Source organism: Lactobacillus laiwuensis, from assembly GCF_019972835.1.
GTDB lineage: Bacteria > Bacillota > Bacilli > Lactobacillales > Lactobacillaceae > Lactobacillus > Lactobacillus laiwuensis.
The window spans coordinates 16383-40990 of sequence record NZ_BPPB01000013.1; the positions used below are offsets into that span (position 1 = coordinate 16383).

Sequence of the window (24608 nt, forward strand, 5' to 3'; positions counted from 1 at the left end):
TAATAAAATTATACAATGTTTATCTACGGAGATCAAGCAAAACAAAAAAGCATCCTGAACGAAATATGATGTGACCACCAAAATTAGGATACTTTATTAGTTGTAAGTTAGTTGTTATTTATTAGTGCTTTTTTTCAAACTGAAAAAGATAATTAGAATAAAGTTAATCAGTAAAGTGAAACCTGTAGTCCAGAAAACTGTAGCGTAGTTGAACAGACCGGAAATGGTGGAACCCATGATTGAACCAAACACAGAACCAACTGCTTGGAAAGACTGATTATAACTAAAAATTCGACCAAAACTTTCGGCCGGAGTGTTCAGTGTCAAAACAGTCTGTGCAGCCGGTAACATTGCAGCACTGGCAATTCCCAGCAGAAAGCGCAATCCTGCCAGCACCCAAGGCGAATGAGTTAAGGCCATAGGAATAAAGAGAACAGCTCCTACTATTAAACCTAGACGTAAAATTTTTAGTGGTCCAATTTCATCCATTTTATGTCCGATTTTGGAAGCAGCCAGCAGTGTTCCGAGACCTGGGGTTGCGGCAACAATCCCAGCCACAAAGGCAATATTTTTGCTATTAGGCATCATCGATTTGACATACAAAGAAACAATTGGATCAATTGACATGTTAGCGGCCTGCACTAAGAGAGTAGTCACGAACATTACCACAATCAGTTTAACGTTGGGTAGAGAGTACATGATTTCTTTCATTGGCTTCATTTCTTCGCGGGAAATTGGGGTAAAGTTTTCATGAACTAGGAAAGTCGACCCTAAAAAGACGAGCACCATCAAAAAGCCGGTGATGAAGAATGGAATCCGATAGCCCCAGACGCCACCAAGCCAATTACCGAAGAAATTTGACAAAACACCACCTAAAAGTGGTCCAACTAAGTTTCCTGCCGTACCGGCAGTCATCATTTGACTCATTACCCAGCCACTTTTTCTGTGGGGAGTTTCTCCTGCGATCAAGGCAGTAGCATTGTTAATGTAGCCGGAAAAAGCACCCTGAATAAAACGCATGACAATTATGTAAATAGCATTAGGGGCAAAACCGGTAGCAGTAATAGTTAAAGCCATGACCCCAGAGGCCCGCATGCACATTAATTTACGACCCTTGCGATCAGCCAAGTTGCCCCAATAAGGTGATACAATTGCCTGAGCAATAAAGGTCATGGCAAATGCAAGACCGGAATACATACTAATCTGCAACTTGCTATAGTGGCCCAGATCAGCGATAAATAATGAGATAAAGGGCATTGTCATGGAATAACCCATACCTGTGATAAAGCAGCCTAGCCATAAAGTAACAAAAGCTTTATGCCAGCCAGCCGGAAATTTTTCGGAAACTGTCAAAACGTCCTCGCTTTCTTTTTTAATGTTTTTCTAAAAAATATGATATCTTTTCTATTTTAGCACAATAAATTTGCTAAGAATTTGCTAAATAGATGATATTTTCATATTAAACATGTTAGGATATTATTTCTGAAAGGAAGGGATGTTGGTATGGGAAGAGATTCGCACTTAACTAGGCAGGAATACCGCCAAAAATCCCAGTCGCACACAAACAAGGTGCCAAAGGCAACGATTAGAGAAAATAATACTTCTCAAACTCGTGCCGACTACCGCCATTTAAAGTTAAATTTCTGGGATATTTTTGCAGATCGGCCATACATCGCGGTGGCAATAGTTGTTTTGGCTATTTTCTTAGTTATGGCTAAACTCTGGTGGCTTCTTGCTGCACTGGCAATTGTGGTCGCAATTGGCATCTTTGTGATTGGCCGCAGTCATCATCCTAACCGTGTACTTAGCCTCGAATTTAAAATGAAGTCATCCCGGAAATTAAGCATGTTACGAGCTTTGCAATTTGGTGGCTCGATTATCATGTTTCTGGCCACTTATATGAAAAAAGTGGTAACAGTTAATTTTTCCACAGCTGGTTCGACTGATGGCTTGCAGGTCGTTCAGGGCATCTTGTCTAATCGTGGTGGCGTCTATGGTCAACAGGGATCATACTTCTTGAGTTTATTAAATACCCTGACTGGTGGACAGCTGTGGGGTAAATATCGTTATGCGGCTAACAGTGCGCAAATGATGAGTAGTGGCGCAGGTCGTTTAATTATTATGTGGGTTCTGCTCTTAATGATTGCACCGGCATTTTGCGTTTTAGCACAATTTTTTCGGGAACCATATTCGCGCAATACGGCCTTAGTAGCTTCAATCATTGCTACTGCCAGCTTTGTATTAACTCCTCGTTTATTGAGTAAGTGGATTGTAGAATACGCTGTCGAAAATCGTATGGCCAGTAGTCAAGCTCAGGCTGCTATTAGTGTCGGACCTATGGCCTATGTGGCAATGCTTTGCGCAATTTTAGTTCTAGTTATTTCAGTTTACCGGGTAATTAAAAAGGACAGATTCGCTTAAAAACCAGAAAAAGTTTTAAATCATAAACCAGCTTTTTGTTCTATAAGCTGGTTTTTTTATGATTTTAAAAACTGCTTTGAAAAAGCAGTTTATTATATTTTGCATACCAAATTTATTTTTACTTAATATTGTAAAAGTATAGGTTTGTCTTTAAAATCAAGTTAAACAGTAAATAATAAAATATCATTTGTTTTAAAATTTTTTTGACTTAAATTGTAAATAGGAGGGGATTATTTATGCTTAATGATATTGTTCTGATTTTGCTAATAGTGGATGCTATTTACTTAATATATCTAGTTTGCGTCAGATTAACACACAAAACACCACAGAATTCTAAACTTATCCAATTTTATCAGCACCAACATTTACGGTGGACTAAAGTTAAGTATTTATTCCTTGTAATTCCTATTGTTTTCTTTCTTTTGCCATATGATAATAGCTGGAATAATTATGTAACATCCTTGTTTGTGCGCATTATTGGAATTGTTTTGTGGACGCTGATATTTGTGATTGGTGACTTCTCGATGGGAAAATGTATCACTGGTTTTTCAAAAAATAATACGGATTAGTAAAAAAACATAAGCACCTCAGGTTAAACCTGAGGTGCTTTTAAAGTGAAACTATTTTTATTATTTGAGTGGTTTGAATTAAAATAATATTATTAAGCTTGCATTTGACGCAAAGCTTCAGTTGTAACTTTTGATACATTAATTTTATTTTTCTTAGCCCAATTATTTAGATCCTCTGGCAATGAAATGTTTCGCCGGACAGTTTTACTATATTTATTACGCCACTTTGTCATATTAACTTTAACCCAAGATATTTGCTGATTTTTTTCCAACCTCCACTTTTTAGGATCTTGAACTCTAGGATAGCCTTGAAGGTCAATCATTGTTGCCATTGCATCTTCTGCATGATAAAGAGCTTCACCTATTGTTTGACCATCAGTGACTAAGCCTTGGATGTTAGGTGACGTAATTGCATAATAATGTCCTGATTCATCGTTACATTTTTCTATAATAACAGGATAAGCTGCAATTTCTTGTTTCATGTCAATTTAAATGTGCCAAGTAAGAAACTTTAATCATTTTTGCTTAAACCAGCTTCCTTTAGAATATTTCTCTCAGTTACTAAAGTTAGTTCTTTATTATGCATTGGTACCTCTGTGTATCTTTGCGTGATAGGATTATAAAAAGCTCTATGTCCTCCGCGTTTAGGACACTCTACAAAACCATGTTTTAAAAGAAATCTAATCATTTTTGCTGGTTTCCATGGCACACTTATAGCCTCCCTTCTTAACTTACAAGCATTATACACCATTATTGTGTATAATGCACTTAATATGAAGAGCAATGTATATTTTTGACTGCTTAATAGATATTACATAATTAATAATTGACTTCTGGAAATTTTATATAAAAAATACAAATAACTTGGTTTTAATTTAAAGAACTTTTGACTATGGAATTGTTTAAATTTTAGATATTTAACCCGATTTTTTCTAGAAATTTAGTAGTTAATTTTCTTTTTTTGGGCCTTCCTTTAACAGTTTTAATTAAACCCTCTTTTTCTAAATCTTCTATAGCAGTTTTTACTTTTTTAGTTGATATTTTTTCTGTGCTTTTGATGAAACTGATCAAACTTGTGTCTTGAACGCTGCCATCAAAACTATTGAATAAAAATGACTGTGCATATACATATAAGATATTGAATTCAAAGTTAGGATAATCAAAATCTTCTAATTTCTTTTTGACAAAATTTAAAATGTTGCGGTCATCTTTTAAATTACCTAGGACATATTTTTGTCCAGAAACTAAGTATTTTAGCAAACTGATAACGAATAGTGTGATTTCGCCGTAATTTTTTTCATTTTCAACTTCTTGAAATTCTTTATAATATCTTGCCTTTTTTTGATTGATCTGATAAGAAAAGCTGACAGCAGTATAAGGGTCAACTTTTTTTCCAATATAACTGCAAAAGAGATACCTTCCTAACCTGCCATTGCCGTCATAAAAAGGATGAATATATTCAAAATAATAGTGGGCAACACAGGCCTTTAAAATCGGATCATATTTATCCAAATTAATAAATTTTAGCCAATTTTCTAATTGCTGATTTATCTCATCTTCGCTGTTTTTGGGAAGATGAACAGTTTGGGTAGAGTTGCCAATTCTGACAAAACCATCCCTAAATAGTTTGCCGTCAGGTAAGTTACTTTTTGCTATTTCACCTTTTAATAAAGAGTCATACAATACTCTGATGTCTTTTAGCTCATTAAGTTGATATGTTTTGTCATTTTTAATATCAAAATACATTTTAGCAAAAGATTGGAAACGCACAGGTTTATTGTGATTATTAATATTTTCTACGGCTCTGTTAATTTCCTTTATAGTAGAAGCAACATTTTCAATATCATTTGTACCTTTAATTTCTTTAATTAACAAATCAATGAAAAATTGCTCTCTAGCAACACCTGGAAGCTTGCCAATGAGTGTTTTGATTTGAGCAGAGTTCTCTCTAATGACAGTTAGCAGTGAATTATAATCTTCAATTTGTACCAAAAAAAGTGGCAATTGTGTAGGTATTCTAATTTGTTCTCGCACATCTATTGGGTTTATTTCTAACGGAAACTTAATTGTGCCATAGCCATTAAATCTTTTATTAAATTCACTAGTAACTGGTTTGCCCGGATGTTGGTAAGAATAAATTCTCAATAAGTGATATTTTGACATAATTTAGTTTACCTTTCTAATTATAAATTCAAAAAACCCCATTTTTTGAATTTATTTTTGATTATATACTATATTTGTTAAAAATATTGCGATTTTAGCAATAAATATTTCGAAAAGCCACATAAAAATACGAAATACATTGTATTGAGCCAAAAAAATATAGAATAGTTGAACTTTTTAGATAATTTACTTGATTGCTCTTCTCGAAGTAGAGTAGGCGTAGAGTAGGCGCAATTATAGGGCTTGCCTGACTCAAAATCTCGACCATTAAAAGAATTACAAATTCAACATGCTTAAAACTTCCATAAATGGAATAAATATTTCCAAATATGGTATAATATATTTGGAAAATAATTTTAGAAATGAGCATTTTAAAATGAGCGCAACAATTACAAAATTACTAAATAGTAAACACGTTTCGGTAAGGGAAGTTGCCGAAAAGAGTCACGTTTCAGAAAGTACACTGAGAAAAGCAATTGCCAGGCCTATTGAAGCTTGGTCAATCAGAATTCTTGACGCTTTCGCGGTCGGTTTAGATAAAAGAGCTGGTGATTTATTAAATATGTTAAAACCGCAATCATATAATTTAGAAATTGATGACGAAACACAGACCATTCAGGGCGTCTTTATACCAGATAAAGAAATGTACTTCGAAATTCGGGGAGTAGTGGAAGCCAGTCATTTAGAGGGCTGGAACCCCACTAAGGAAGATATTCAAGCCGTCTTGGACGGAGTTGTAAATCCTGATCCAGAAGAAGTTAAGGAGATTGCTGCAATTTGGAATAGTAACAATGAGTGACTGGATAAAAGATACGCTGTATCCTAACGGCGTTTTGAAAAACAAATATCATATTCGAGATCAGCATAAGCTTGAACAAGTAGAGTATTTGGAAGCAACACGGAAAGCAGCAATTTTTCTCCACTCTAAGCCCCAAATTAAAAAAATTCAGGATATAAAAAAGATTCATAAAATCATATTTGGCCGTTTATATGATTGGGCCGGAAAATATCGACCGGGTAATTTTCCAAAAAACGGTTATGACTTTTGTGATTATTCAAGATTTGGATATGCGGAAGCCAATATTAATAATATTATGCAAAATCTGCCGCAAAAAAAGGCCTTAAAAGCCCAAGACTATGCGAAGTTGTTAGATGAAATCAACTTTATGCACCCGTTTAGAGAGGGCAACGGCCGAAGCTGTAAAGTTTTTCTTTCAGCATATGCTGCAAACCATGGCCAAGTGATTGACTACCCACGAAAAAATGAAGAGTTGATCCAAGCGCAAATGGACGCTGATGTGGCAAGAATTTCACAATTAATTAAGGTTCAAAATATGCCTAGCCGAGAGAATGCTTTTACTATATTAGCTAATAAGTATAGTAAAAAACAACATGTGTCTGATTAGGATGAAGTTTTTGGATTAGATTAGAAAGCAGGATAAATCAATTGAAGTATGAAGACAAGTTCAGACTAACGCCTGAAGAAAATAGACGCTTTGCCAAAACTAATTTAACCAAATTAGTCTTCACGAATTCACGCTTTGAAGGCCTGACTACCACTATGCCACAGACCCAGACAATCATTGATGGTCTGGGCGTTGACGGTGTTCCAATCGATGATATTAATATTATTGTTCAATTGAAGCGAGGCTGGCAGTTTGCCATCAATGAAAAAAACCCCCTGGATTTGAACATGGAAAAGAAGCTTAATGCGATTGTTGCACGCGATACGGCTGCCTTTCCAGGATATTTGCGTAATGGTTCAGGCGGTGTAGCAACTTACCGGGGCGAGTTTGAACCACCTATGATCGAAGAGGGCCAGGAACAGAAATATTTAAAGCAGCTGCTAGCCAGTGATCGTACTGCCACCGATAAGGCACTGACCCTGATGTATCACAATATGCGTCAGCAAATGTTCTACGACGGTAACAAGCGAACCGCCACAATTGCAGCTAACAAGATAATGATTGATAACGGAGCCGGTCTGATTAACGTACCGCTTGACAAGTGGCCCACGTGGCAGCAAAAGCTGGCAGATTATTACTTTTCCAATGACATGACTGACCTCAAGGAGTGGACGTATCAAAATGGTATTTTCGGTATGGAGCCAAATTTGCAGGCACGGGCGCAGCACAAGGGCCAGGAACAATCGGCTACTGATGAAAAAGAAACTATTGCCGAATTTAAAAAGATGCTCAAATCAGCTAAGAAAAGCAAACAGAATAAAAAGCAGCAGGGGCTTGATCGTGATGATGGACTCGAGCTTTAATCGACCAAAAATATTAGCTTAAATTAAGAAGGTATTACAGTGGAATACGGACAAAAGTTAGCTGTGATTACAAACCTAAAAAATAAGATGGATACCTACAGACCATTATCCCCGCTAGAAGTAAAGCAGCTTGAGCAAAATATCAGAATTAAGCACGTATGGTCTTCTGCTGCAATTGAGGGCAACACGATGACCGAAGCTGAAACTGCCGAGATTCTTAATGACGGGCTAGGCGCTACTATTCACGGTAAAACCATCAAGGAAACACTGGAGATCATTAACTTAAATGAAGCTTATAGCTATATGCAAGATTTAGCAACTAAAAAACAGCCGATTTGCAATGAGGATATTAGAAACTTGAACCGAATTGCAACTTTGACAACAATCCAACCGCAAGAAGAAGCCGGTAAATATCGCAATATCGATGTTTATCCTTATGGCTCAGAATCACGTCCTTATGCCCACTTTTATGAAATACCCGAGAAAATGCAGCAATTACAAGCTTGGAGTAATGAAGTACAAGACAAGTTGCACCCGGTACAGTATGCGACCGACTTGCACCAAAAATTCGTTACTATTCACCCGTTTGAAGATGGCAACGGGCGTACAGCACGGCTTTTAATGAACTTAGTCTTAACTGAAAATGGTTATCCAGTGGTTAATGTTAATCCATCTAAACCCGCACGAGAGCAATACATGAAAGCCTTAGCAGTTTCCCAACAGCCCAATAATGATCCTCAACCATTTAGAAATTTAATCGCTGATTATGTAGAAACAGAACTTAAAAATCGGATTTTGAGTCTGCAATATGCTAAGAAAAATGAAGAGGAAGCTCAAAAAGATTTCAAAAACAGTCAACTTGATTGGGACAAGCTACAGAAAGAATATGAGGCTTCTAAGAAAAAACAGCAGGAGTTTGATCGTGACGATGGATCTAAGCTTTAATTAGCTCCAAAAACTTTATTATAGGATCCAGCAATTGTAATTAATTATATATGATTAAGAGAAGCATATAATAATGCCTTTGCTGTCACAAATATTGTATCAGTAGCTTCTGTTGGTAATTCTGCTTACGCTCAACTATCTAATGTCTTGAGTCAAGACGTCGTAAACGAAATTGACCCGTATATAGAAGTTAAAAAGGTTATTACTTAGGCTGAATATGTCTCTGCTCAAGAAGTAATAGCCCATCAATCGACTTATTAATGGACCATTTTTTGTTATAAATAAAAGCACAAAAAATTCAACTCTAGAATTTGAAATTAATAATTCTGGAAAATCAATTAGAATTTTACTATCAACAGAAAATTCCAAATTTCAACCCCTTACTATCAATTCAAATTTAATTATAGCAAGTATTGCCTTATTCCTAAAAATGATGTGAACCCCAAATTGATTTTTAAAGCAGTCAAATATTTAGTCATGAAAAAAGTGCTCCTAATAGTCGGATTAATGTCTAACTATTATGGAGCACTTCACTTTTTGGGTTTTTATTTTATTTTAGGTTGAGTAATATTTTGATAAAAATTAGCGCTTATCTAAAATTTGATATGCTTTAGATAGCAGGTTATCCAAGTCTTTATCACTAACATGTCCAACAATTTTACCATTTCGACCGGAAAAATCATAATTAGGCATTTGAAAAGTGACTACACTACCAGATATCCCACTGCTGATATCAGCAAGACGATAGTATAGACCACGATTATCTTTTTTAAGATCATGCGTAAGAGGCATGCAGATAACGAGTCCTGTTTTTTGATTATATGCATTATTTGATATAACTATCGCTGGTCTTTGAATAATGCCAGATTGGGGATTATGGCCGCCTTCTTCTCGTCCTGCATGTGGTTCAGCATCTATCCGAATAATGTCTCTTGATTAGATGCTACATTTTCCTTACCAACCTGCATAGTATCAGGGTTACCTACTTTTTCAGTTTCTTTTTTAAAGTCAATATCATCATATTCTCCATTAAACCACGGATTAGAGTCAATAGCCTTATAGATTAAAGTGCTATTATCTTCCTGAATCAATTCAAATCGTTGTCCAGGTTTAACTCCAGCCTTACTCGGGACCGTGAGTGCTATAGAATTACCAACTTTTCTAGCAACAAAGTTACCCAGTTTCTTTTTCATTAATATTAGCTCCCTAATTTATGTTAGTACAAGTATACACCGCACCCGATGAGATTTCGATTATGTCTCTCCATAATTTAGGGGATTTCGATTTTAAGCAGCAATATAGTCTTAATAGCGATTTATCACATTTAATATAATATTTTCAATGCGATAAAGCCTTAAAACAAAAATACATAGACAAATCATGAGCCAAAAGCTTAATTAAATGTCTAATATAATTTTTAAATAAAAGAGCCCCAAGTTTAGGACAACTTTTGGAGGCTCAGTACATATTAACTTCGTGTTTTTTCAATATTTATTATCTTTTTGCTCTGAAAAATATAATTTCTCTTGCAGCAATGATCGGACCGGATGATTGATAGATAGTCAAATGCACTTTTTTTGCACGGACATCTCGCAGACCAACCACTTTATTTTTCGTGTCAGCTTTCCACTGCAAGTGGTCTGCATAGGTAGTATATTGCTCGCCATCCGTTGAAACAGCAATTGAAACGACAAGAGGATCACCATTATGATCAATATTTCGTGGCACATAGACCATTCTACTTAATTTCTCAACTTTTTCAAAAGTAAAGGTTAGTTCCAGTGGTTGTTCAGGTGAAATTGATTGATCCGTTTGCCATTCGCTTGCCAGTTTAAGATCAGTTAAATAAGACAGGGGATGATTTTCTTTGCTGTTATAGTTGCAAGTCACATCAATGTTTTCAATAGCATAATCTTTAGCAGCGTGCTTGGTAATAACGCCGAAAAGATCAGACCATTCAGAAACTTTATTTCCTATTACATACCTCATTCTAATGATATAGCGAGTATTAGGAGTTAATTCGTGAAAAGTGAAATTTTTGCCGGTAATGCCCACATAAAGGAGATTATTAACTTCTATCTGAACTGCACTTTCATGAGGCCAGGCAAGTTCGAACGAATGAGCTGAAATTTTACTTGAATCAACTGCCGGCAATTTAGGTGAAGGCAATACGCCACTGGTAATTTCATGTACTAAAACTTTCTTGCCATAATTAAAATTGTGCACTGTAATTTCAATTTTAGTTGTGGTAACGTCTCGACTTGCTAATTTTATTTGCAGGGCAGTTTGCGTGTTCTTGTGATATTGTTTAAATTCATCCAAGCCATAATTAGTATTGTAAAAAATGCCTTCGCGAGCATGGTTGAAAGCGTCGAGCGAGCCGTATTCTTCAACTGGGACAACTTGATCGTTAATTTTAATAGTGATGCGATCAGGGTAAGAATCACACATAATAGTCAGCTTAGTAGGCTGTTCAACATCTTGGTTTTCCCAGTTGCCTTCAACTGGTGGAATAGTTACCAGCAACGTTTCATTTTCAGTTTTACTGAAAATTTTTGTGGTAGAACCATTGGATTCAGCGGCTTGAGAGTTATCGTTGTAAATAACTGCCTCACTTTGATCTTGTGGGTAAAGCAGAAAATCACGCTTGCCCCAGTCAAAAATACTGCCACCGCGAACAAAGACTGGCAGGTGCCATAATGGAAAAGATAAATTATTGTAGACCTTGCCACCGGCATATTTTTTACCTGTAAAAAGATCAATCCACATTGTCTTCTTCCCGGGTAAATACAGATTATCTTTGCGTGAATCTCCGTTTTTATCTTCGCGACCATTAGTAATTGGTGCAATTAACAAATCGGAGCCTAACATGAATTCATTGCCAAACTGTGCTGTGTAATTAGCCAGCTCGTCTGGAAAGTCGCTAAAAAGGGGACGCATGATTAAAGCGCCATTTTTTGCCTGTTCATTTAGTGTATATAGGTAGTTAGTCAAATGCTGGCGCAATTTGAGGTAAGCCAAATTAATGTCGGTTATTTTCCTATTATAAGCAAACGGGTTTTTACTGAAGTTGCCCTGATCATCGAAGTTAAAGAGCAGTGGGGTAAAACATTTCCATTCAAAATCACGGACATTGATTTGTGCATTGCCACCGCCTTCTAGTCCATCAACCGCTGCACCAACTAAAGGCTGACCTGAAAGATTTGCTCCGAGCATACCAGCTACTTGTGTAGCAACATTGCCCCAGTTGCCGCCAACATCTCCAAAGATCAAAGCAGCGTTTTTTTGCATGCCGGTACTGCCGCTATCAGCAAGCACTAGTGAACGCTTTGTTTGTGATTCGTTTTGAAGCTGTGCTTTATCTTTAGTCGCTATTTCATTAGTAGTAAAAGTAAAAGCAGTTTTTTCCGGTAATTCAACTTCGCTTTGGTGCCAAAATCCGGGATGAACCTCTTGGTTTAACGCATATTCATTAAAGAAACTAAGAGCTTGTTGATTGTTGGCTTGAACACCATAATTGGGCACAAACCAGCTCAAAGGAAAATGCATGGCGTGATAGCGATCAATTAGTGCCCGCGCGGAAAACTGGTAGTTTTCTTCACCGTTAAGCGAAGCTTTGCCCGATGCGGCTTTTTCATCTTTTGTACGAGTATAATAATTATTGCCAATTTTACTGGCATTACGCTCTTTAGCCTGACTTGGCTGCCATAAGGTTGTACAGAAATTGCCGATATGACCCAGACCTAAGGCATATTTGGGCAATAACATCGGTTTGCCCGTCAAAGTATAGTAGCGTTGCAAAATTTCCTGAGGATTGGTGCCAAGAAGGTAAAATGCATCAAAAACTGCATCTTGGTGGGTGAGAACAGTGACTCCTCTCTTGGTTTTGCCAAAATCATAAGTTCCTGTTGCAGTAGTGTTTCTTAATTCGCCATAACCAGCATTCGACCAGAAAAAAGGGACAGGCATAATGACGCCACCTTTACCGGTTATTTGGTCATGCTTAATTGCGATTTTGTGTCCTCTGTGACTAAAGTAGCCGTTTTGCAAGCCGCCACCATAAAAAAATTCATTTTTATTTTCTGTTAAAAACTCACGGGTCCTGGTAGAACTAAGTTCAAGCGGCTGAGTTTGGTGCATCCTGTTATGGAGCAATGATTCATCAAAAATACTTATGACAGCTGGATTTTGCCCAAAAATAATTTGGTAATTGCCAGTATGGATAATTAAGGAATCATTGGTGGCTCTGACCTGCGACTTTGCAAAGGCAGAATTATCAAACTGGGCTAAGTGAATAGTTTCCGTTCGATTTTCAGTAAAATTTTGCTCTGGATCAATTAAAAGACGAAAAATGCCGGCAGCTAAGACATAAAAGCGCGCAATTTCGCCCGTGGCAAAATGTAATTCGTAATAGTGGTCACACTTGCTGGCACCAGTAAGTGCTCCTAGTTGATGTTGATTTGTTTGCGTATTTTGAATCATATTTCTTGTTTCCTAATTAGTTACCTATACCACTATTATAACTAAAAAATAAAAAGTTTCTGTACTATTTGAAATTGAACTGGTAAATACCAGTTGATTAAGCTAAAATTAAGCTATAAATACGAGTTTTATTTTAAAAAGAAAGGCAAAAATATTATGACTTATTATATTCATGCAGATAAATTCTTTCTTGAAAATGTGACAGAACAAGGTGGTTACTTAGAAGTTCAAGATGACGGCAAATTTGGCTTTTACTATACTGAAGATCAAAAACCTGAAGGCAAAATAGTAGACTATAAAGGCAAATGGATTGCACCAGGACTGGTTGACACACATGTGCACGGTTCACTAAAAGAAGACGTGATGAAAAGTGATTGGGCAGGAATCAACCGCCTGTCAGAAGGCTTTTTACGGTCTGGCGTTACCAGCTGGCTGCCAACGACTTATACTGCCGGTGCAGATACATTAAGCAAAATTTGCCAGATGTTTGGCGCCCATAAAGGTGAAGAAACTGGTGCTAAAATTCAAGGGTTGCATTTTGAAGGACCATACTTTACCGCTGAACATGCTGGTGCAGAAAACCCTAAATATTTGCTTGATCCTGATATTAATCAATTTAATGAGTGGCGCGAAGAATCTAAAGGGCTGCTGAATAAAATATCTCTTGCGCCTGAGAGAAAAGGTGCCCGGGAATTTATCCGTGCTGCTGTTAAAGAGGGTGTAATTGTTTCTTTGGGCCACTCGAGTGCTGACTTTGAAGAAGCTAAAGCCGGTGTTGAAGCTGGTGCAACGATGTTTACTCATACTTTTAACGGAATGCCTGATCCTTCACACCATGATACATCAATTTCTAACGCTGCGATGGCTCTGCATAATGTTACCGATGAGTTGATCTGTGACGGTCACCATGTTCAAAAAGAAATGGTGCGGGCATTGGTTCAGCTTAAAGGTGCTGAACACATTTGTTTAATCACAGATTGTATGGAAGCTGGCATGATGCCTGACGGTGACTATATGTTAGGTGAATTGCCTGTTTATGTTAAAGAGGGCATGGCTCGTTTGAAAGGTGGCAATAATTTAGCCGGCAGTATTTTGCAATTAAAGACTGCGGTCAAGAATGTTGTTGACTGGAACGTTGCTACTCCTGAAGAAGCTGTTATGATGGCTTCTTATGTTCCGGCTAAGAGTGCGCACGTACTCGATAAATGTGGTTCAATTGCACCTGATAAAGATGCCGATTTCTTAGTATTAAACCCTGACATGACTTTAAGTGAAACTTATTTAAATGGTGAGTCACGTTACCAGGCATAAAGCAGCTTATTAATTATTATATAGAATAAAAAGCCAATTCATTAACTTGAACTGGTTTTTTTATTTGCACAATTTTTAATAAAAACTATATTTAAGCACATATTATATACTATATGATGTTAATATAAGCTTAATTTATTGCACTTTTTACATGCTGGTTATAGTCTAATCATATAGTACGTGCTAATAATAATTAAATAGACGGAGAGTGAAAAAATGGCTAAAACAGGACAAGATAGGTTGAATGACCCATTTTTAAACAAAGGTACTGCTTTTACAGAAGAGCAGCGAAAAAAGTATCAGCTGGCAGGGATGTTACCTCCTAAGGTGCAGTCATTAGAAGAGCAGGCGCGGGAAGTTTACCTGCAGTATCAGGAAAAATCAACTAATTTGGAAAAGCGCATTTTTTTGATGACTGTTTTTAATACTAATCGAGTGCTGTTTTTTAAGGTCTTCAGTGAGCATGTTACCGAATTTATGCCGATTGTGTATGACCCGACGATAGCTGAAACTATCGAAAATTACAGTCATTTGTTTGTAAATTCGCAATATGCCGCATTTTTGTCAATTAATGAACCTGATCAAATCGAAGATAGTTTGAAAAATGCGGCTGATGGCCGTGATATAAAACTAATAGTGGTTACTGACGGTGAAGAAATTTTAGGAATTGGTGACTGGGGTACACAGGGAGTTGACATTTCTGTTGGCAAGTTGATGGTTTATACTGCTGCAGCTGGTGTTGACCCGGCGTGTGTATTGCCAGTAGTGCTAGATGTTGGCACTAATAATGACAAATTACTTAATGATTCGCTCTACTTAGGCAACCATCAGCGTCGCGTAAATGGTGAACCATATTATCAATTTGTTGATCGCTTTGTGCAAACTGTAGAAAAATTATTTCCGGGACTATATTTACATTTTGAAGATTTTGGCCGAGATAATGCTGATAATATTTTAAAACAGTATCGTAATCATATTTTAACCTTTAATGATGATATTCAAGGTACCGGTGTCATTGTTTTGGCCGGTATCTTGGGAGCATTGAAGATTAGTGGTCAGAAATTAACAGACCAAAAGTATGTCTGTTTTGGTGCCGGAACTGCTGGTACAGGAATCGTTGAGCAGGTATATGCCGAGATGCTGCAAGCAGGTTTACAACCTGATGAAGCACGCAAGCACTTTTACTTAGTTGACAAACAAGGTCTGCTTTTTGAAGATACGCCTGAACTAACACCTGCTCAGAAACCATTTGTCAGGAAACGTTCTGAATTCAGCAATGCTGACCAGCTTAAAGATTTAAAGAGTGTTGTACAAGCAGTTCATCCTGATATTTTAGTGGGAACTTCAACTCGTTCAGGCGCTTTCACCCAGGATATTGTGACGGAAATGGCAACCCATACCGACCGGCCAATTATTTTCCCATTATCAAACCCAACTCAATTAGCAGAAGCAAAAGCAGAAGATTTAATTCATTGGACTAAAGGCAAAGCCTTGGTAGCAACCGGTATTCCTGCCGATCCAGTTGAATATGAAGGAACCAAGTACGAAATTGGTCAAGCCAACAATGCTTTGGTTTATCCGGGACTTGGTCTTGGCGCTCTGGCAGTTAATGCTAAGATTTTAAGTGATGAAATGATTAGTGTAGCGGCCCACTCACTTGGCGGCATTGTTGATTCAAGTAAACCAGGCGCAGCAGTTTTGCCACCAGTTGAAAAACTAAATGTCTTTTCTCAAACTGTAGCAAAAGCTGTGGCTAACAAGGCAATTGCCGATCACCTCAACCAAAATGACTTTCAAGATGGTGACAAGGCAGTGGCTGCGCTTCGCTGGGCGCCTGAATATAAAGATGAGCAGGAGTGAGAATAAATGCAAGCCTTTATTACTTCATTAACTAGCGTTGTTGAACTGTTACTTGTAATTGCTTTAGGGTACTGGTTGCGAACCAGTGGCAAACTGGGCGATCAGTTTAAAGGCAATATTTCCTATTTAATTATGAATATTGCTTTACCAGCTTCAATTTTTGTTTCCGTCCTAAAATATTTAAACAGGCAAAAATTATTTGGCTTAACAGGTGGTCTGATCTATGCCATTATCTGTTTTGCTTTAAGTTATTTGTTCGCATGGATATTATGTAAGCTTCTGAGGATCCGCAAAGGCCGCCGAGGTACTTTTATTAACGCCATTACGAATGCCAATACTATTTTTATTGGTTTACCGTTAAATATTGCCCTGTTTGGGCAAAAAAGTATGCCGTACTTTTTAATTTATTATGTGTTAAATACGGTTTCTACCTGGGCAATTGGTGTCTTCTTCATTTCTAGCGTTGACCCAACTGAACAAAAAGGAAAACAACAAAAATTCAACTGGAAAAAATTGTTGCCAGCACCATTAGTTGGTTTTCTAATTGCCTTAATTTGCTTATTAGTTGAAGTACCAATTCCTAGTTGGATTACGTCTGTTTTAAGTATGGTTGGCGGCATCGTCACACCAATGTCACTGATCTATATTGGTATTATATTGGCAGATGCCGGTTTGAAGTCAATCCACCTTGACCGCGATACCATTTGGGCATTGCTTGGCCGCTTTATCTTAGTACCGGCTTTAATGATGATTTTAATTGTTGTTGGTGCAAATTGGCTGCCATCCTTGACAGGTCTAGCTAAACAAACCTTAGTTGTGCAATCAGCTACTCCTGCTTTGGCAGTTTTGCCAATATTAGTGGGTGAATCGCACGGGGATGTGCAATACGCTACCAACGTTGTGACTACTTCAACAGTTTTATTCGTAATAGTTGTTCCATTGGTTTTGGAAATCACGCAAATGCTAATATAATTAATAAAAATTCATGTTATAAAAATCCGTCTTTGATCATGTAGATAAGGCGGGTTTTTGTTGGAAAAATAATATTTGCAATTTTTATTTTTATTGTGTTATTTCTTCTTTTATTAATTTCAATATGATATTCTTTTCGTAGTGGATCCCATAGAAAAGGGAGAAATTTATTATGCAAGTTGTTAACAATTACTTTGCTTATACGGATAGCAAAAACTAGTTGCACTGCATAAATCAAAATATAATTATGTTATGCAAAAGAATATAGTAATGGGTACTTAGTTATGGAACATAAAGAATTAGTCAAATCAAAAGATATTTCTGATAAGGGATTAAAAGCAATGGATGAATCTGTTGCTAATTTAAAAAAAGGAAAGGCGTCCGCACCAACAGATTTATCAGACTTTTAGATGAATAGTATATTTAAAGAAATTACTAGTTTTGTGAATGTAGAGATTTATACATATAAAAATCCTCTTAGTTAAATTGAAATCTAACTAAGAGGATTTTTAGCTTTAATTATAGTGAGTTTTGCAAGCTATAATAATTAATCGCTCATTTTTAACTGTGTAAACTAATCTATCTACATTATTTATTCTTCTTGACCAACCAATTTGATATTTTAATTTTTCCGGCTTGCCTAAGCCTTGGTCTAGTCCATCACGCTGAATAGATTTAATTAAATGGTTAATTCTTCTTAAAGTCTTGCGGTCTTCGGCTTGCCAATTAACATATTCATTCCAAGCTTCATCTAAAAATTCTACTGTCATTCTTTCTTCTGCTCACTACTTAAAAGATGATGTGAATGGATATCCTGATTATTGTTAATCTTTTTGAAACGCTGATTTAGTTCAGCTTGATTTTCCTCACTATAAAATGGATCCCTAACTTCAAACGGTAAACCACCTTCAGCAATACTTTTCTTTATAAATATATTAATGGCAGTCGAAAGATTAAGGCCTAGGCCGTTAAATATTTCTGTAACTCGGTTTTTATCTTCTGAATTAACTTTAACTGAAATTGAAATTTTGCTTTTTTCTGGACTTAGCATTATTGATCACCTCATATGCATATTAGCACTTTATATGTATAAAGTATAGTTAAGTGCTTTAAATTTACATATAATGTACTACCTAAATTATTGTTAGTAAACATTTATAAAAAACGAAAATCAATTACAGTTTAAATAAAATTATTTGAGTGTTTTACCAAATCTTTTTTGCATTTTATTGCTGGTATAGCCTAGTTTTTCGTAAAATTTATGAGCACCTAAACGTGATTCTCCTGAATTTAACCTAATTTCTTTCATGCCTAAATTTTTAGCCTGTTTTTCCAAAGTGTACATAAGTTGACTGCCAATGCCTTTCTTTTGCACAGAAGAATCTACGGCTAAAGCTAAAACGTTGAACATGGGGTCAAAATAGGTTTCTTCAAAAACTTCTGCATGCAAATAACCTTCAACTTTTTTGGTATTATCATCTTCAAAGACCCAGAGATAATGATGTTCAGGATCATTTAGCAGCCTTTTAATGTTGGCAGCCGTTTTTTCTACGGGATAATCATAACCTAGTTCAATTTGATTGATTTTTTGAATAGCTGGACTGTCAGCAACTTCACATTTTCTAATCATGAAAATTCCTTTCTTATATTTATTGCTTTATGAGTTAAAGTTATTTTAGCGCTCTCAATAATAATTAGGAAGCTCTTTTGTATGTCTAGATATAATAAAAGCACTATTAAAGTTGTACTGCCAAATTTAATAGTGTTTTTTATAATTCTATACAAGTGGTAATATTGGCGTAAGCTATTTCATTTTTGACTAGTGCGAGTGTAAACAAATAAGGAGAGAACAATTGCATTCTAAAGCGGTAGACTCAAAAGCATCTCTTGTAAATTTATTTTGGGACCAATTTTTATTTTTGTGGCAACTAATAAAATCGCGCTTTCTTTTTTGGTTAGGCTTAATAAGCTTTGTAATACTGATGTTGAAATTAATGCCGAATTCTGCTATAGTTCCTATTTTTTTCATGGGTGTTGATTTTAACGCTGTTAAATCACGCCAAGTTATTTTGCCTGTTTTTTGGTTTGTTTATTTTGTAGTACCGCTATTAATAGTCTTAAGCGGTTTTAAACAATTGTGGCAAGTAAGGGGAATGCAATTGCGAGGACTCAGATACTCTCCTTTAGGTTTCGCTGCAGTTAACGTTTGGTTAATGGGATTAATCACCATCATCTATGTGGTACTAACAGAAGGAATTATGGCTTTAGTGACTGATTATTCCTGGCTAAGAAATTTTAAGCTATTACAATTTCACGGATTACCAGCTTTATTAGTATTGTTTATTATCAACTTTTTAGGAATATTTCTGTTGTTGATAATTCAAACCACTATCGGTCGCTTCAATGCTCCACTGGGCATAATTATTCCTTTTAGTTGGCTTATAATGACTGTTTATACCACTTGGAAATATAATCCGCTCAATAGTTTAATGCTTCTGCGTGTCAATAAGAACAATATTCTGCTGTTATTAGCTACAACGCTATTAATGCTAATTGTCTATTTAATTACTGACCGTTACAATGAACCGGATTATTAAAAGTCTAATTCTACTATTTTTAATAATTCTAAAATGGTACTATGAATGTATAGAATTAAACGATAATTAAGATTAAGAAACAAAACTGGCTATGTATAATAGTTAAATTAATTTATCTTTATTGCTGCGGCTGTCCTCACTCTTAAAAAGAAGGTCTTTATGAAACGTCTGTTTTGGAATCAATTACTATATTTATGGCAAATAATCCGCTCCCGTTTTATTTGCTGGCTATGTTTGATCTGCTTTTCAATTATTTTTCTCAGTGCGCAGCTAATTAACAGTTCAAATACTTCTATATTTAATCTCTTCTTTGCCGATACCAGTCAAGGTGCATCTTTTAATTTTATTTTGTGGCTGGTCTATTTCTTAATACCGCTGCTTATTGTATTAAATAGCTTTAAACTGCTCTGGCAAACTACCATTATGCACCTAAGAGGATTACAAATTCCACCGAAAAATTTTACTGTTGTCACTATGTTACTAATGGGAGTAATAGCTTTTGCCTATGTGTTTGTTACACTTTTAGTTATGTTGCTTGTTACGGCTTTATTTAAATTGCCCTCTTTGTCTTTTTTTAATTTAGCTGACTGGCAGGCGATCCCACTACTTTTCATCAACAATTTTTTAGGAATATACTTCACGCTTATTTTGCAAGGTACAATTGGAAAGTTTAATTCGGCATTGGGTCTGATTATTCCAGCTTCACTTTTGATAATGACATCTCTTTTAAAGTGGCCATTAAATCCTTTGAATTGCTTGATAATTATGAGATTTAATTTCCCAGGTTTTTTATTATTATTGCTGGCAACTTTGATTATGGTGATTGTTTATAGGATTATTGACCATTTCTTTAGTGTAGAGTAAGGAGCAAACAATGAGTTTTATTGAATTAAATGAAGTAGGAAAAGTAGTGAAAAGACGGCCACTATTGCATGATGTTAGTGCAGATATTCCAGAAGGCAGTATCACTGTTTTAGAAGGAATAAATGGTTCTGGTAAAACGTTAATCTTAAAAGCAATTTTAGGCTTAATAAATACCAGTGGGGAAGTCATAGTTAATGGTAAGAAGATGAAGGTCCAAGAGCCTTATCCAATTAAAGCGGGAATTTTAATTGAAAATCCCAGTTTAATAGAAGAATTTACTGCTTATAAAAACTTAGATTTGCTGGCAAAATTAGATCCGGATATTCAAGAAAAGCAGATTAATGATTTATTGGCATACTTTGATTTAACCAGGTTCCCTAAACAAAAAGTTAAGAAATTTTCACTGGGGATGAAGCAGAAATTAGGAATTGCACAGGCTTTTCTTGGAGCCTATCCGTTAATTGTTCTGGATGAACCCACCAATGCGCTGGATCATGAAAGTATTGGTAAATTAATCAGATTGATTGATGGGTATAACCATAAAGGTTCAACCTTTATTATTGCTTCGCATGATCATGAATTTGTAAACAAAGTCGCCACGCAAAAGCTATATGTACAAGAAGGAACAATAAATTATGAAAAATAAAAAATTATTATGGAGCTTCTTCATTGTGATAATAATTGTAGTTGGCTGCGTGGGCTTTTATCGCTACCGCCAGGTAAACGCCCATCCTCAGCAGTATGGTGTGACTAAAGAACAGCTTTTTCACAAAAATGAATTGGTAAAAGCCTATCACGTTAACTTTATTATTCATGAAGCTGCAGTTAAGAAAAGTAAGGACGCTGTACAAGCCAAAGTCAAATTTAATATACGTCAAACTGGCAAGCCATTCTATGGCGAGAGAAAGAACAATCCTAATTTTATAGAAAATATGTATCTAAATAATCCTTATGGTACAAGCAATCCCTCGGCAAAGTTGTATGACAAAAGTCACCACAGTATTAATCCTTATAAAGCATTGGCACATGGCAAGCAGCCTTTTACAATGGACTTTACTATTCCGCGCTATTCATATGACATGCGTAATCAAAAATTACGTTTCAGTTTCTTGGTACCAGCTAAGAAGCACTATGTCAAATATTCGCTTCTGCTAGAATAGGGAGAATAAAATGAAATTTTTGTGGTCACGTTTGAATAAATTATGGTTATTTTTAGCATTGGCAATAGGGTTAAGTATTAGCGTTGTACAATGTGCTGTTTCTGTGTCTAAAAATATTCCTGCGACAAACTCACCTTATACTATGTGGATGTCAATAGATGGATTTACTTTTGTTCCTACTATATTTTTTATCTTGTTACCTTTAATAGCGAGTTTACCTGCCAGTACCTTATTAAAAGAAGATTTTACCAAAGGCTATTTTTATAAATTAAAGATGGGGAAGTCCATTAAACAAATCTTGTTAGGATACCTAGAAATCGCATTTATGACGGGCTTTATTGTAATTGCTGTTCCTTTGGTGTTTAACTTCTTATCTTGGTTTATGATTTTACCTAATGTTAAGCCCGATAACTTACTTAATATTAATATTGGTGCTAGAAATTTTACTATGCTGTTTGTCTCCCTTTATTATTCCCATCCATTTGTCCACGCTATTTTATCAATTATATTTTCTTCTCTTTGGGGAGGATTGTTCGCTGTATTTGCAATGGTTACTTCTTTGTGGATTAAAAATAAGTTTGCTGCCATGTGTACAGGTTCAGTTTTGCAAATAGTTTTATTATTAATGAATGCAACTATCCATTTGCCATATTTCATAAGTTATTCACCGGCTGATTTCTTACGTGAACTTCCTGGAACTACTAACATCTATGTGGTGGTGTTTATGACTGCAATATTATTACTTTATTGCATGATTATGTTTCATTTAGATGAAAAACGATTAGCAGAGTTATAAAGGGTGAAAGTAAAAAGGAATAAGTCCTAAATTTGGACTTATTCCTTTTTAATATGCTTTGATTCTGTTAAGTGGCCAATAGCGATATTTAACAACACCTTCAATTTTACTTCTAGGAATTGCTCCTATATAACGACTATCTTTTGAAACGCTCCTATGATCTCCCATTACAAAATACGAGCCTTTGGGAACTTTGTTAGTACTTTTCATTTCTTTTAATTGAGAAGGGGAATAAATACTTTTATATTCTTTTGTTCTTGCTAAAGAACGAATTGAAAAGTCAGCAGTATAAGAATATTTAGTACCATAAAAGCCATCTTCATTATCCGTCAGCTTAAATCCTGGTTTTAAATAGTCTTGATTTATTTTTTTGCCATTAACATAAATCTTATTATTTTTTCCAGTAACAGTTTCACCCGGTAATCCTATAATTCTTTTTATATAAAAGGAATTACGTTCATCCGGAGCCTTTAAAATGACAATTTCATTTCGTTTCAATTTGCTATTGCGATTAGCTATAACTCTTTCTTGATTTTCAAAAGTTGGTTGCATCGAGATACCAGATACGGAACATTTGACTATTAAATATTTTGTCAGTAAAAAATTAATTAAAATAAAAATCGCGAATAAGACTATTGTATATTTTAAAAAATCATAAAATTGCTTTGCTTTCTCATTTTTTTCGTTATTTTGATTATTTGCCATAAGTTAATCCTTAAAAATAAAATTACGTAATAATATAATCAGCCTGTGATTGATAGATAAATTATAGGCAGATAAGTAATTAAAAGTCAAAATAATTTAAAAACCAACATAAAATTAAACAAATAATCTATTTAGATGATAAGTACTTTTTTATGTTTAGAGATCAGAATCTATATCAGATCATAAGGCTAATTTCTGTTTTTATTGTAAATAGCAAGTGGATAGCTATAAAAAATTTTCAGTCAAAAAAAACCAGGACAAAACAAAAAGGACTAACTTCGTTAAATATCGGAAGTTAATCCTTAATTGAAATCTATTAAACAGAGTAAAAAGCCTTTACAATGGTTTCGTTAAAGCCAACTCACTATTAACTTTTAATTCATCGGCTGGAAGAAACCAACTATTCTGTTGATTCTTTAAGGTGAGTGAGAGTTATTTACACCAAGCCGTTTAGTTAATTATCTGGCTCTTCTTTTATTCAATATGCAAACAGTATTTGTTATAATTAATTTAGAATTCAAGCAAATTGTTTTGAGGGCGGTTGGCTGTTGATCCGGAAAGGAGATGGTGCCTATGGCACGAAATCTTTTAGAAAGAGAAGCAGTCAATGAGCGTTTACCAGGCATTACAAATAATGTTGGCATTCGCCACGTTTATTATTGTGTTGTTGGATTATATCAATAATCACAAGAAATAAAAAAGACCGTCCCAATAATACTTTAGCAAGTTGGGGATGGTCTTTATCTCTTACTCAGCTAACCGCCTTTAGAACGGCTGCTTGTTTTCAAAGAGGTCTTGTTAGTGACGAGGCCTCTTTTCTTTACAATTACATTATATCATGACTGAATTAATTTTGCACAATGGGCTGAGTCAGGGATTGCAAAGTTGCCATTTATAATCGTTTTTTTTACAGTTACAAAATAGGATTAAGGAAAAAATTCGTGCTAACGGGAAATTGTTCAGTATAAATATTAAAAGAAAATAAAATTATCTTATTGACTTTTAAAGATTAAAACCTTATTATTTTGGTTATCTAATATTTGTTTTTTATTAATTTAAAAGCCTGAGTTTTAATAATTAAGCTAAAAATTTCTTCACATGGCTTATTGGACAAGCTTAAGAGCAATATTGAATTTAAAAATGAGTATACATACTATAAGTGAAGAACTAGACTAACAAAATGCTATTTAAAAAATATTGGACGGGAAAACTATGATTATAAAATACTCACACCCATGGAAAATAGCTGAAGCTAACCCCTAAAACTGGACGTTAGTTTTATATCGTTTTACTTAAGGCTTGATTCCGATATTGAATCGGGGTTAAGCCTTTTAGTTTGTGCCGAATTCTATCTTCATTGTAATAACTTATCCATTCTTTCATCGCCTTAACCAATTGTTTCTTAGTATCAAAGTGATGTGTAAAATAATTCATTTCAACTTTCATAATGTGAAAGAAACTTTCCATAGCTGCATTATCATGACATGTAGCTCT

Annotated in this window: 28 protein-coding genes; 16 read left to right on the top strand and 12 right to left on the bottom strand. The window is 35.3% G+C overall.

The window, feature by feature from the left end; all coding sequences use genetic code 11:
- Positions 1-114: 114 nt before the first annotated feature.
- Positions 115-1353: an MFS transporter gene (locus LDM92_RS08450; protein WP_223902856.1), complete on the bottom strand. Its 1239-nt coding sequence runs from the start codon at positions 1351-1353 to the stop codon at positions 115-117.
- Positions 1354-1503: 150 nt separating this feature from the next.
- Between LDM92_RS08450 and LDM92_RS08455 the strand changes: the two genes are divergently transcribed.
- Entirely contained in the window at positions 1504-2421 is a 918-nt protein-coding gene (locus LDM92_RS08455) for a cytochrome C5 (protein ID WP_223902857.1), read from the top strand.
- Between the two features lie 236 nt (positions 2422-2657).
- Positions 2658-2990 (top strand): hypothetical protein, encoded by a 333-nt coding sequence (locus LDM92_RS08460; RefSeq protein ID WP_223902858.1) that lies wholly within the window; start codon positions 2658-2660, stop codon positions 2988-2990.
- A 92-nt stretch (positions 2991-3082) separates the two neighbouring features.
- Here the strand turns inward: LDM92_RS08460 and LDM92_RS08465 are convergent, their stop codons facing one another.
- From LDM92_RS08465 to LDM92_RS08475, 3 genes are all read right to left on the bottom strand, one after another.
- On the bottom strand, positions 3083-3472 hold the full coding sequence (locus LDM92_RS08465) for a type II toxin-antitoxin system HicB family antitoxin (protein WP_223902859.1): 390 nt from the start codon (positions 3470-3472) through the stop codon (positions 3083-3085).
- A 29-nt stretch (positions 3473-3501) separates the two neighbouring features.
- On the bottom strand, positions 3502-3699 hold the full coding sequence (locus tag LDM92_RS08470; protein WP_223902860.1) for a type II toxin-antitoxin system HicA family toxin: 198 nt from the start codon (positions 3697-3699) through the stop codon (positions 3502-3504).
- A gap of 200 nt (positions 3700-3899) precedes the next feature.
- Positions 3900-5153, bottom strand: coding sequence for a Fic family protein (locus LDM92_RS08475; protein WP_223902861.1), 1254 nt, complete (start codon positions 5151-5153; stop codon positions 3900-3902).
- A gap of 376 nt (positions 5154-5529) precedes the next feature.
- On the opposite strand from LDM92_RS08475, the gene LDM92_RS08480 reads away from it, so the two are divergent.
- Genes LDM92_RS08480 through LDM92_RS08495 form a run of 4 tightly spaced genes read left to right on the top strand, consistent with a single transcriptional unit; the run spans position 5530 to position 8367 of the window.
- Positions 5530-5952, top strand: coding sequence for a helix-turn-helix domain-containing protein (locus LDM92_RS08480; RefSeq protein WP_223902862.1), 423 nt, complete (start codon positions 5530-5532; stop codon positions 5950-5952).
- Positions 5945-6559: a Fic family protein gene (locus LDM92_RS08485; RefSeq protein ID WP_223902863.1), complete on the top strand. Its 615-nt coding sequence runs from the start codon at positions 5945-5947 to the stop codon at positions 6557-6559. The genes LDM92_RS08480 and LDM92_RS08485 overlap by 8 nt, the downstream gene beginning before the upstream one ends.
- A gap of 41 nt (positions 6560-6600) precedes the next feature.
- Positions 6601-7422 carry a Fic family protein gene (locus tag LDM92_RS08490; RefSeq protein WP_223902864.1) on the top strand — a complete coding sequence of 274 codons (822 nt, stop codon included), beginning with the start codon at positions 6601-6603 and terminating at the stop codon, positions 7420-7422.
- A 39-nt stretch (positions 7423-7461) separates the two neighbouring features.
- Positions 7462-8367 (top strand): Fic family protein, encoded by a 906-nt coding sequence (locus LDM92_RS08495; protein WP_223902865.1) that lies wholly within the window; start codon positions 7462-7464, stop codon positions 8365-8367.
- 582 nt (positions 8368-8949) lie between these two features.
- Here the strand turns inward: LDM92_RS08495 and LDM92_RS08500 are convergent.
- The 3 genes from LDM92_RS08500 to LDM92_RS08510 form a co-directional block, all read right to left on the bottom strand.
- Positions 8950-9294: a type II toxin-antitoxin system PemK/MazF family toxin gene (locus tag LDM92_RS08500; RefSeq protein ID WP_223902879.1), complete on the bottom strand. Its 345-nt coding sequence runs from the start codon at positions 9292-9294 to the stop codon at positions 8950-8952.
- Positions 9282-9560, bottom strand: coding sequence for an AbrB/MazE/SpoVT family DNA-binding domain-containing protein (locus LDM92_RS08505; RefSeq protein ID WP_223902866.1), 279 nt, complete (start codon positions 9558-9560; stop codon positions 9282-9284). Before LDM92_RS08505 ends, LDM92_RS08500 begins: the two co-directional genes overlap by 13 nt.
- Positions 9561-9861: 301 nt before the next feature.
- Entirely contained in the window at positions 9862-12849 is a 2988-nt protein-coding gene (locus tag LDM92_RS08510; protein ID WP_223902867.1) for a glycoside hydrolase family 31 family protein, read from the bottom strand.
- A 156-nt stretch (positions 12850-13005) separates the two neighbouring features.
- Between LDM92_RS08510 and nagA the strand changes: the two genes are divergently transcribed.
- From nagA to LDM92_RS09855, 4 genes are all read left to right on the top strand, one after another.
- Positions 13006-14160, top strand: coding sequence for an N-acetylglucosamine-6-phosphate deacetylase (gene nagA / locus LDM92_RS08515; RefSeq protein WP_223902868.1), 1155 nt, complete (start codon positions 13006-13008; stop codon positions 14158-14160).
- A gap of 216 nt (positions 14161-14376) precedes the next feature.
- Entirely contained in the window at positions 14377-16020 is a 1644-nt protein-coding gene (locus LDM92_RS08520; RefSeq protein ID WP_223902869.1) for a malolactic enzyme, read from the top strand.
- A 6-nt stretch (positions 16021-16026) separates the two neighbouring features.
- The gene (locus tag LDM92_RS08525; RefSeq protein ID WP_223902870.1) at positions 16027-16992 is read left to right on the top strand and encodes an AEC family transporter; all 966 of its coding nucleotides are present in this window, start codon (positions 16027-16029) and stop codon (positions 16990-16992) included.
- 284 nt (positions 16993-17276) lie between these two features.
- Positions 17277-17402 carry a hypothetical protein gene (locus tag LDM92_RS09855; RefSeq protein WP_274383963.1) on the top strand — a complete coding sequence of 42 codons (126 nt, stop codon included), beginning with the start codon at positions 17277-17279 and terminating at the stop codon, positions 17400-17402.
- Positions 17403-17507: 105 nt separating this feature from the next.
- Here the strand turns inward: LDM92_RS09855 and LDM92_RS08530 are convergent, their stop codons facing one another.
- The 3 genes from LDM92_RS08530 to LDM92_RS08540 form a co-directional block, all read right to left on the bottom strand.
- On the bottom strand, positions 17508-17762 hold the full coding sequence (locus LDM92_RS08530) for a Txe/YoeB family addiction module toxin (RefSeq protein WP_223902871.1): 255 nt from the start codon (positions 17760-17762) through the stop codon (positions 17508-17510).
- Positions 17759-18043, bottom strand: coding sequence for a type II toxin-antitoxin system RelB/DinJ family antitoxin (locus LDM92_RS08535; protein WP_199283082.1), 285 nt, complete (start codon positions 18041-18043; stop codon positions 17759-17761). The genes LDM92_RS08530 and LDM92_RS08535 overlap by 4 nt, the downstream gene beginning before the upstream one ends.
- 141 nt (positions 18044-18184) lie before the next feature.
- Positions 18185-18622 carry a GNAT family N-acetyltransferase gene (locus tag LDM92_RS08540; RefSeq protein ID WP_223902872.1) on the bottom strand — a complete coding sequence of 146 codons (438 nt, stop codon included), beginning with the start codon at positions 18620-18622 and terminating at the stop codon, positions 18185-18187.
- Between the two features lie 364 nt (positions 18623-18986).
- Between LDM92_RS08540 and LDM92_RS08545 the strand changes: the two genes are divergently transcribed.
- From LDM92_RS08545 to LDM92_RS08565, 5 genes are all read left to right on the top strand, one after another.
- A complete protein-coding gene (locus LDM92_RS08545) occupies positions 18987-19589 on the top strand; it encodes a rhodopsin (protein ID WP_223902873.1) in 603 nt (200 codons plus the stop codon).
- Between the two features lie 159 nt (positions 19590-19748).
- Complete coding sequence (locus tag LDM92_RS08550) at positions 19749-20453, top strand: hypothetical protein (RefSeq protein ID WP_223902874.1); 705 nt, start codon at positions 19749-19751, stop codon at positions 20451-20453.
- 10 nt (positions 20454-20463) lie between these two features.
- Positions 20464-21099, top strand: a complete 636-nt coding sequence (locus LDM92_RS08555; protein ID WP_223902875.1) for an ATP-binding cassette domain-containing protein — start codon at positions 20464-20466, stop codon at positions 21097-21099.
- Complete coding sequence (locus LDM92_RS08560; RefSeq protein WP_223902876.1) at positions 21089-21613, top strand: hypothetical protein; 525 nt, start codon at positions 21089-21091, stop codon at positions 21611-21613. The genes LDM92_RS08555 and LDM92_RS08560 overlap by 11 nt, the downstream gene beginning before the upstream one ends.
- 10 nt (positions 21614-21623) lie before the next feature.
- Positions 21624-22409 (top strand): hypothetical protein, encoded by a 786-nt coding sequence (locus LDM92_RS08565; RefSeq protein WP_223902877.1) that lies wholly within the window; start codon positions 21624-21626, stop codon positions 22407-22409.
- A 48-nt stretch (positions 22410-22457) separates the two neighbouring features.
- Here LDM92_RS08565 and lepB read toward each other — a convergent pair whose 3' ends face one another.
- On the bottom strand, positions 22458-23114 hold the full coding sequence (gene lepB / locus LDM92_RS08570; protein ID WP_223902878.1) for a signal peptidase I: 657 nt from the start codon (positions 23112-23114) through the stop codon (positions 22458-22460).
- Between the two features lie 634 nt (positions 23115-23748).
- On the opposite strand from lepB, the gene LDM92_RS09905 reads away from it, so the two are divergent.
- The gene (locus LDM92_RS09905; protein ID WP_366125402.1) at positions 23749-23811 is read left to right on the top strand and encodes a putative holin-like toxin; all 63 of its coding nucleotides are present in this window, start codon (positions 23749-23751) and stop codon (positions 23809-23811) included.
- 581 nt (positions 23812-24392) lie between these two features.
- Here the strand turns inward: LDM92_RS09905 and LDM92_RS08580 are convergent.
- Positions 24393-24608: IS3 family transposase (locus LDM92_RS08580; RefSeq protein ID WP_223902660.1), on the bottom strand; the 216-nt coding region annotated here is incomplete at its 5' end.

Excerpts from the sequence above, each read along its gene's own strand:
- LDM92_RS08510 (WP_223902867.1), bottom strand. The coding sequence starts at position 12,849 with ATGATTCAAAATACGCAAACAAATCAACATCAACTAGGAGCACTTACT.
- LDM92_RS08505 (WP_223902866.1), bottom strand. The coding sequence starts at position 9,560 with ATGAAAAAGAAACTGGGTAACTTTGTTGCTAGAAAAGTTGGTAATTCT.
- LDM92_RS08460 (WP_223902858.1), top strand. The coding sequence starts at position 2,658 with ATGCTTAATGATATTGTTCTGATTTTGCTAATAGTGGATGCTATTTAC.
- nagA (WP_223902868.1), top strand. The coding sequence starts at position 13,006 with ATGACTTATTATATTCATGCAGATAAATTCTTTCTTGAAAATGTGACA.
- LDM92_RS08540 (WP_223902872.1), bottom strand. The coding sequence starts at position 18,622 with ATGATTAGAAAATGTGAAGTTGCTGACAGTCCAGCTATTCAAAAAATC.
- LDM92_RS08455 (WP_223902857.1), top strand. The coding sequence starts at position 1,504 with ATGGGAAGAGATTCGCACTTAACTAGGCAGGAATACCGCCAAAAATCC.
- LDM92_RS08485 (WP_223902863.1), top strand. The coding sequence starts at position 5,945 with ATGAGTGACTGGATAAAAGATACGCTGTATCCTAACGGCGTTTTGAAA.
- LDM92_RS08475 (WP_223902861.1), bottom strand. The coding sequence starts at position 5,153 with ATGTCAAAATATCACTTATTGAGAATTTATTCTTACCAACATCCGGGC.
- LDM92_RS09855 (WP_274383963.1), top strand. The coding sequence starts at position 17,277 with ATGGAACATAAAGAATTAGTCAAATCAAAAGATATTTCTGATAAGGGA.
- LDM92_RS08545 (WP_223902873.1), top strand. The coding sequence starts at position 18,987 with ATGCCGAATTCTGCTATAGTTCCTATTTTTTTCATGGGTGTTGATTTT.
- lepB (WP_223902878.1), bottom strand. The coding sequence starts at position 23,114 with ATGGCAAATAATCAAAATAACGAAAAAAATGAGAAAGCAAAGCAATTT.
- LDM92_RS08525 (WP_223902870.1), top strand. The coding sequence starts at position 16,027 with ATGCAAGCCTTTATTACTTCATTAACTAGCGTTGTTGAACTGTTACTT.
- LDM92_RS08550 (WP_223902874.1), top strand. The coding sequence starts at position 19,749 with ATGAAACGTCTGTTTTGGAATCAATTACTATATTTATGGCAAATAATC.
- LDM92_RS08520 (WP_223902869.1), top strand. The coding sequence starts at position 14,377 with ATGGCTAAAACAGGACAAGATAGGTTGAATGACCCATTTTTAAACAAA.
- LDM92_RS08535 (WP_199283082.1), bottom strand. The coding sequence starts at position 18,043 with ATGCTAAGTCCAGAAAAAAGCAAAATTTCAATTTCAGTTAAAGTTAAT.
- LDM92_RS08555 (WP_223902875.1), top strand. The coding sequence starts at position 20,464 with ATGAGTTTTATTGAATTAAATGAAGTAGGAAAAGTAGTGAAAAGACGG.
- LDM92_RS08560 (WP_223902876.1), top strand. The coding sequence starts at position 21,089 with ATGAAAAATAAAAAATTATTATGGAGCTTCTTCATTGTGATAATAATT.
- LDM92_RS08465 (WP_223902859.1), bottom strand. The coding sequence starts at position 3,472 with ATGAAACAAGAAATTGCAGCTTATCCTGTTATTATAGAAAAATGTAAC.
- LDM92_RS08480 (WP_223902862.1), top strand. The coding sequence starts at position 5,530 with ATGAGCGCAACAATTACAAAATTACTAAATAGTAAACACGTTTCGGTA.
- LDM92_RS08565 (WP_223902877.1), top strand. The coding sequence starts at position 21,624 with ATGAAATTTTTGTGGTCACGTTTGAATAAATTATGGTTATTTTTAGCA.
- LDM92_RS08530 (WP_223902871.1), bottom strand. The coding sequence starts at position 17,762 with ATGACAGTAGAATTTTTAGATGAAGCTTGGAATGAATATGTTAATTGG.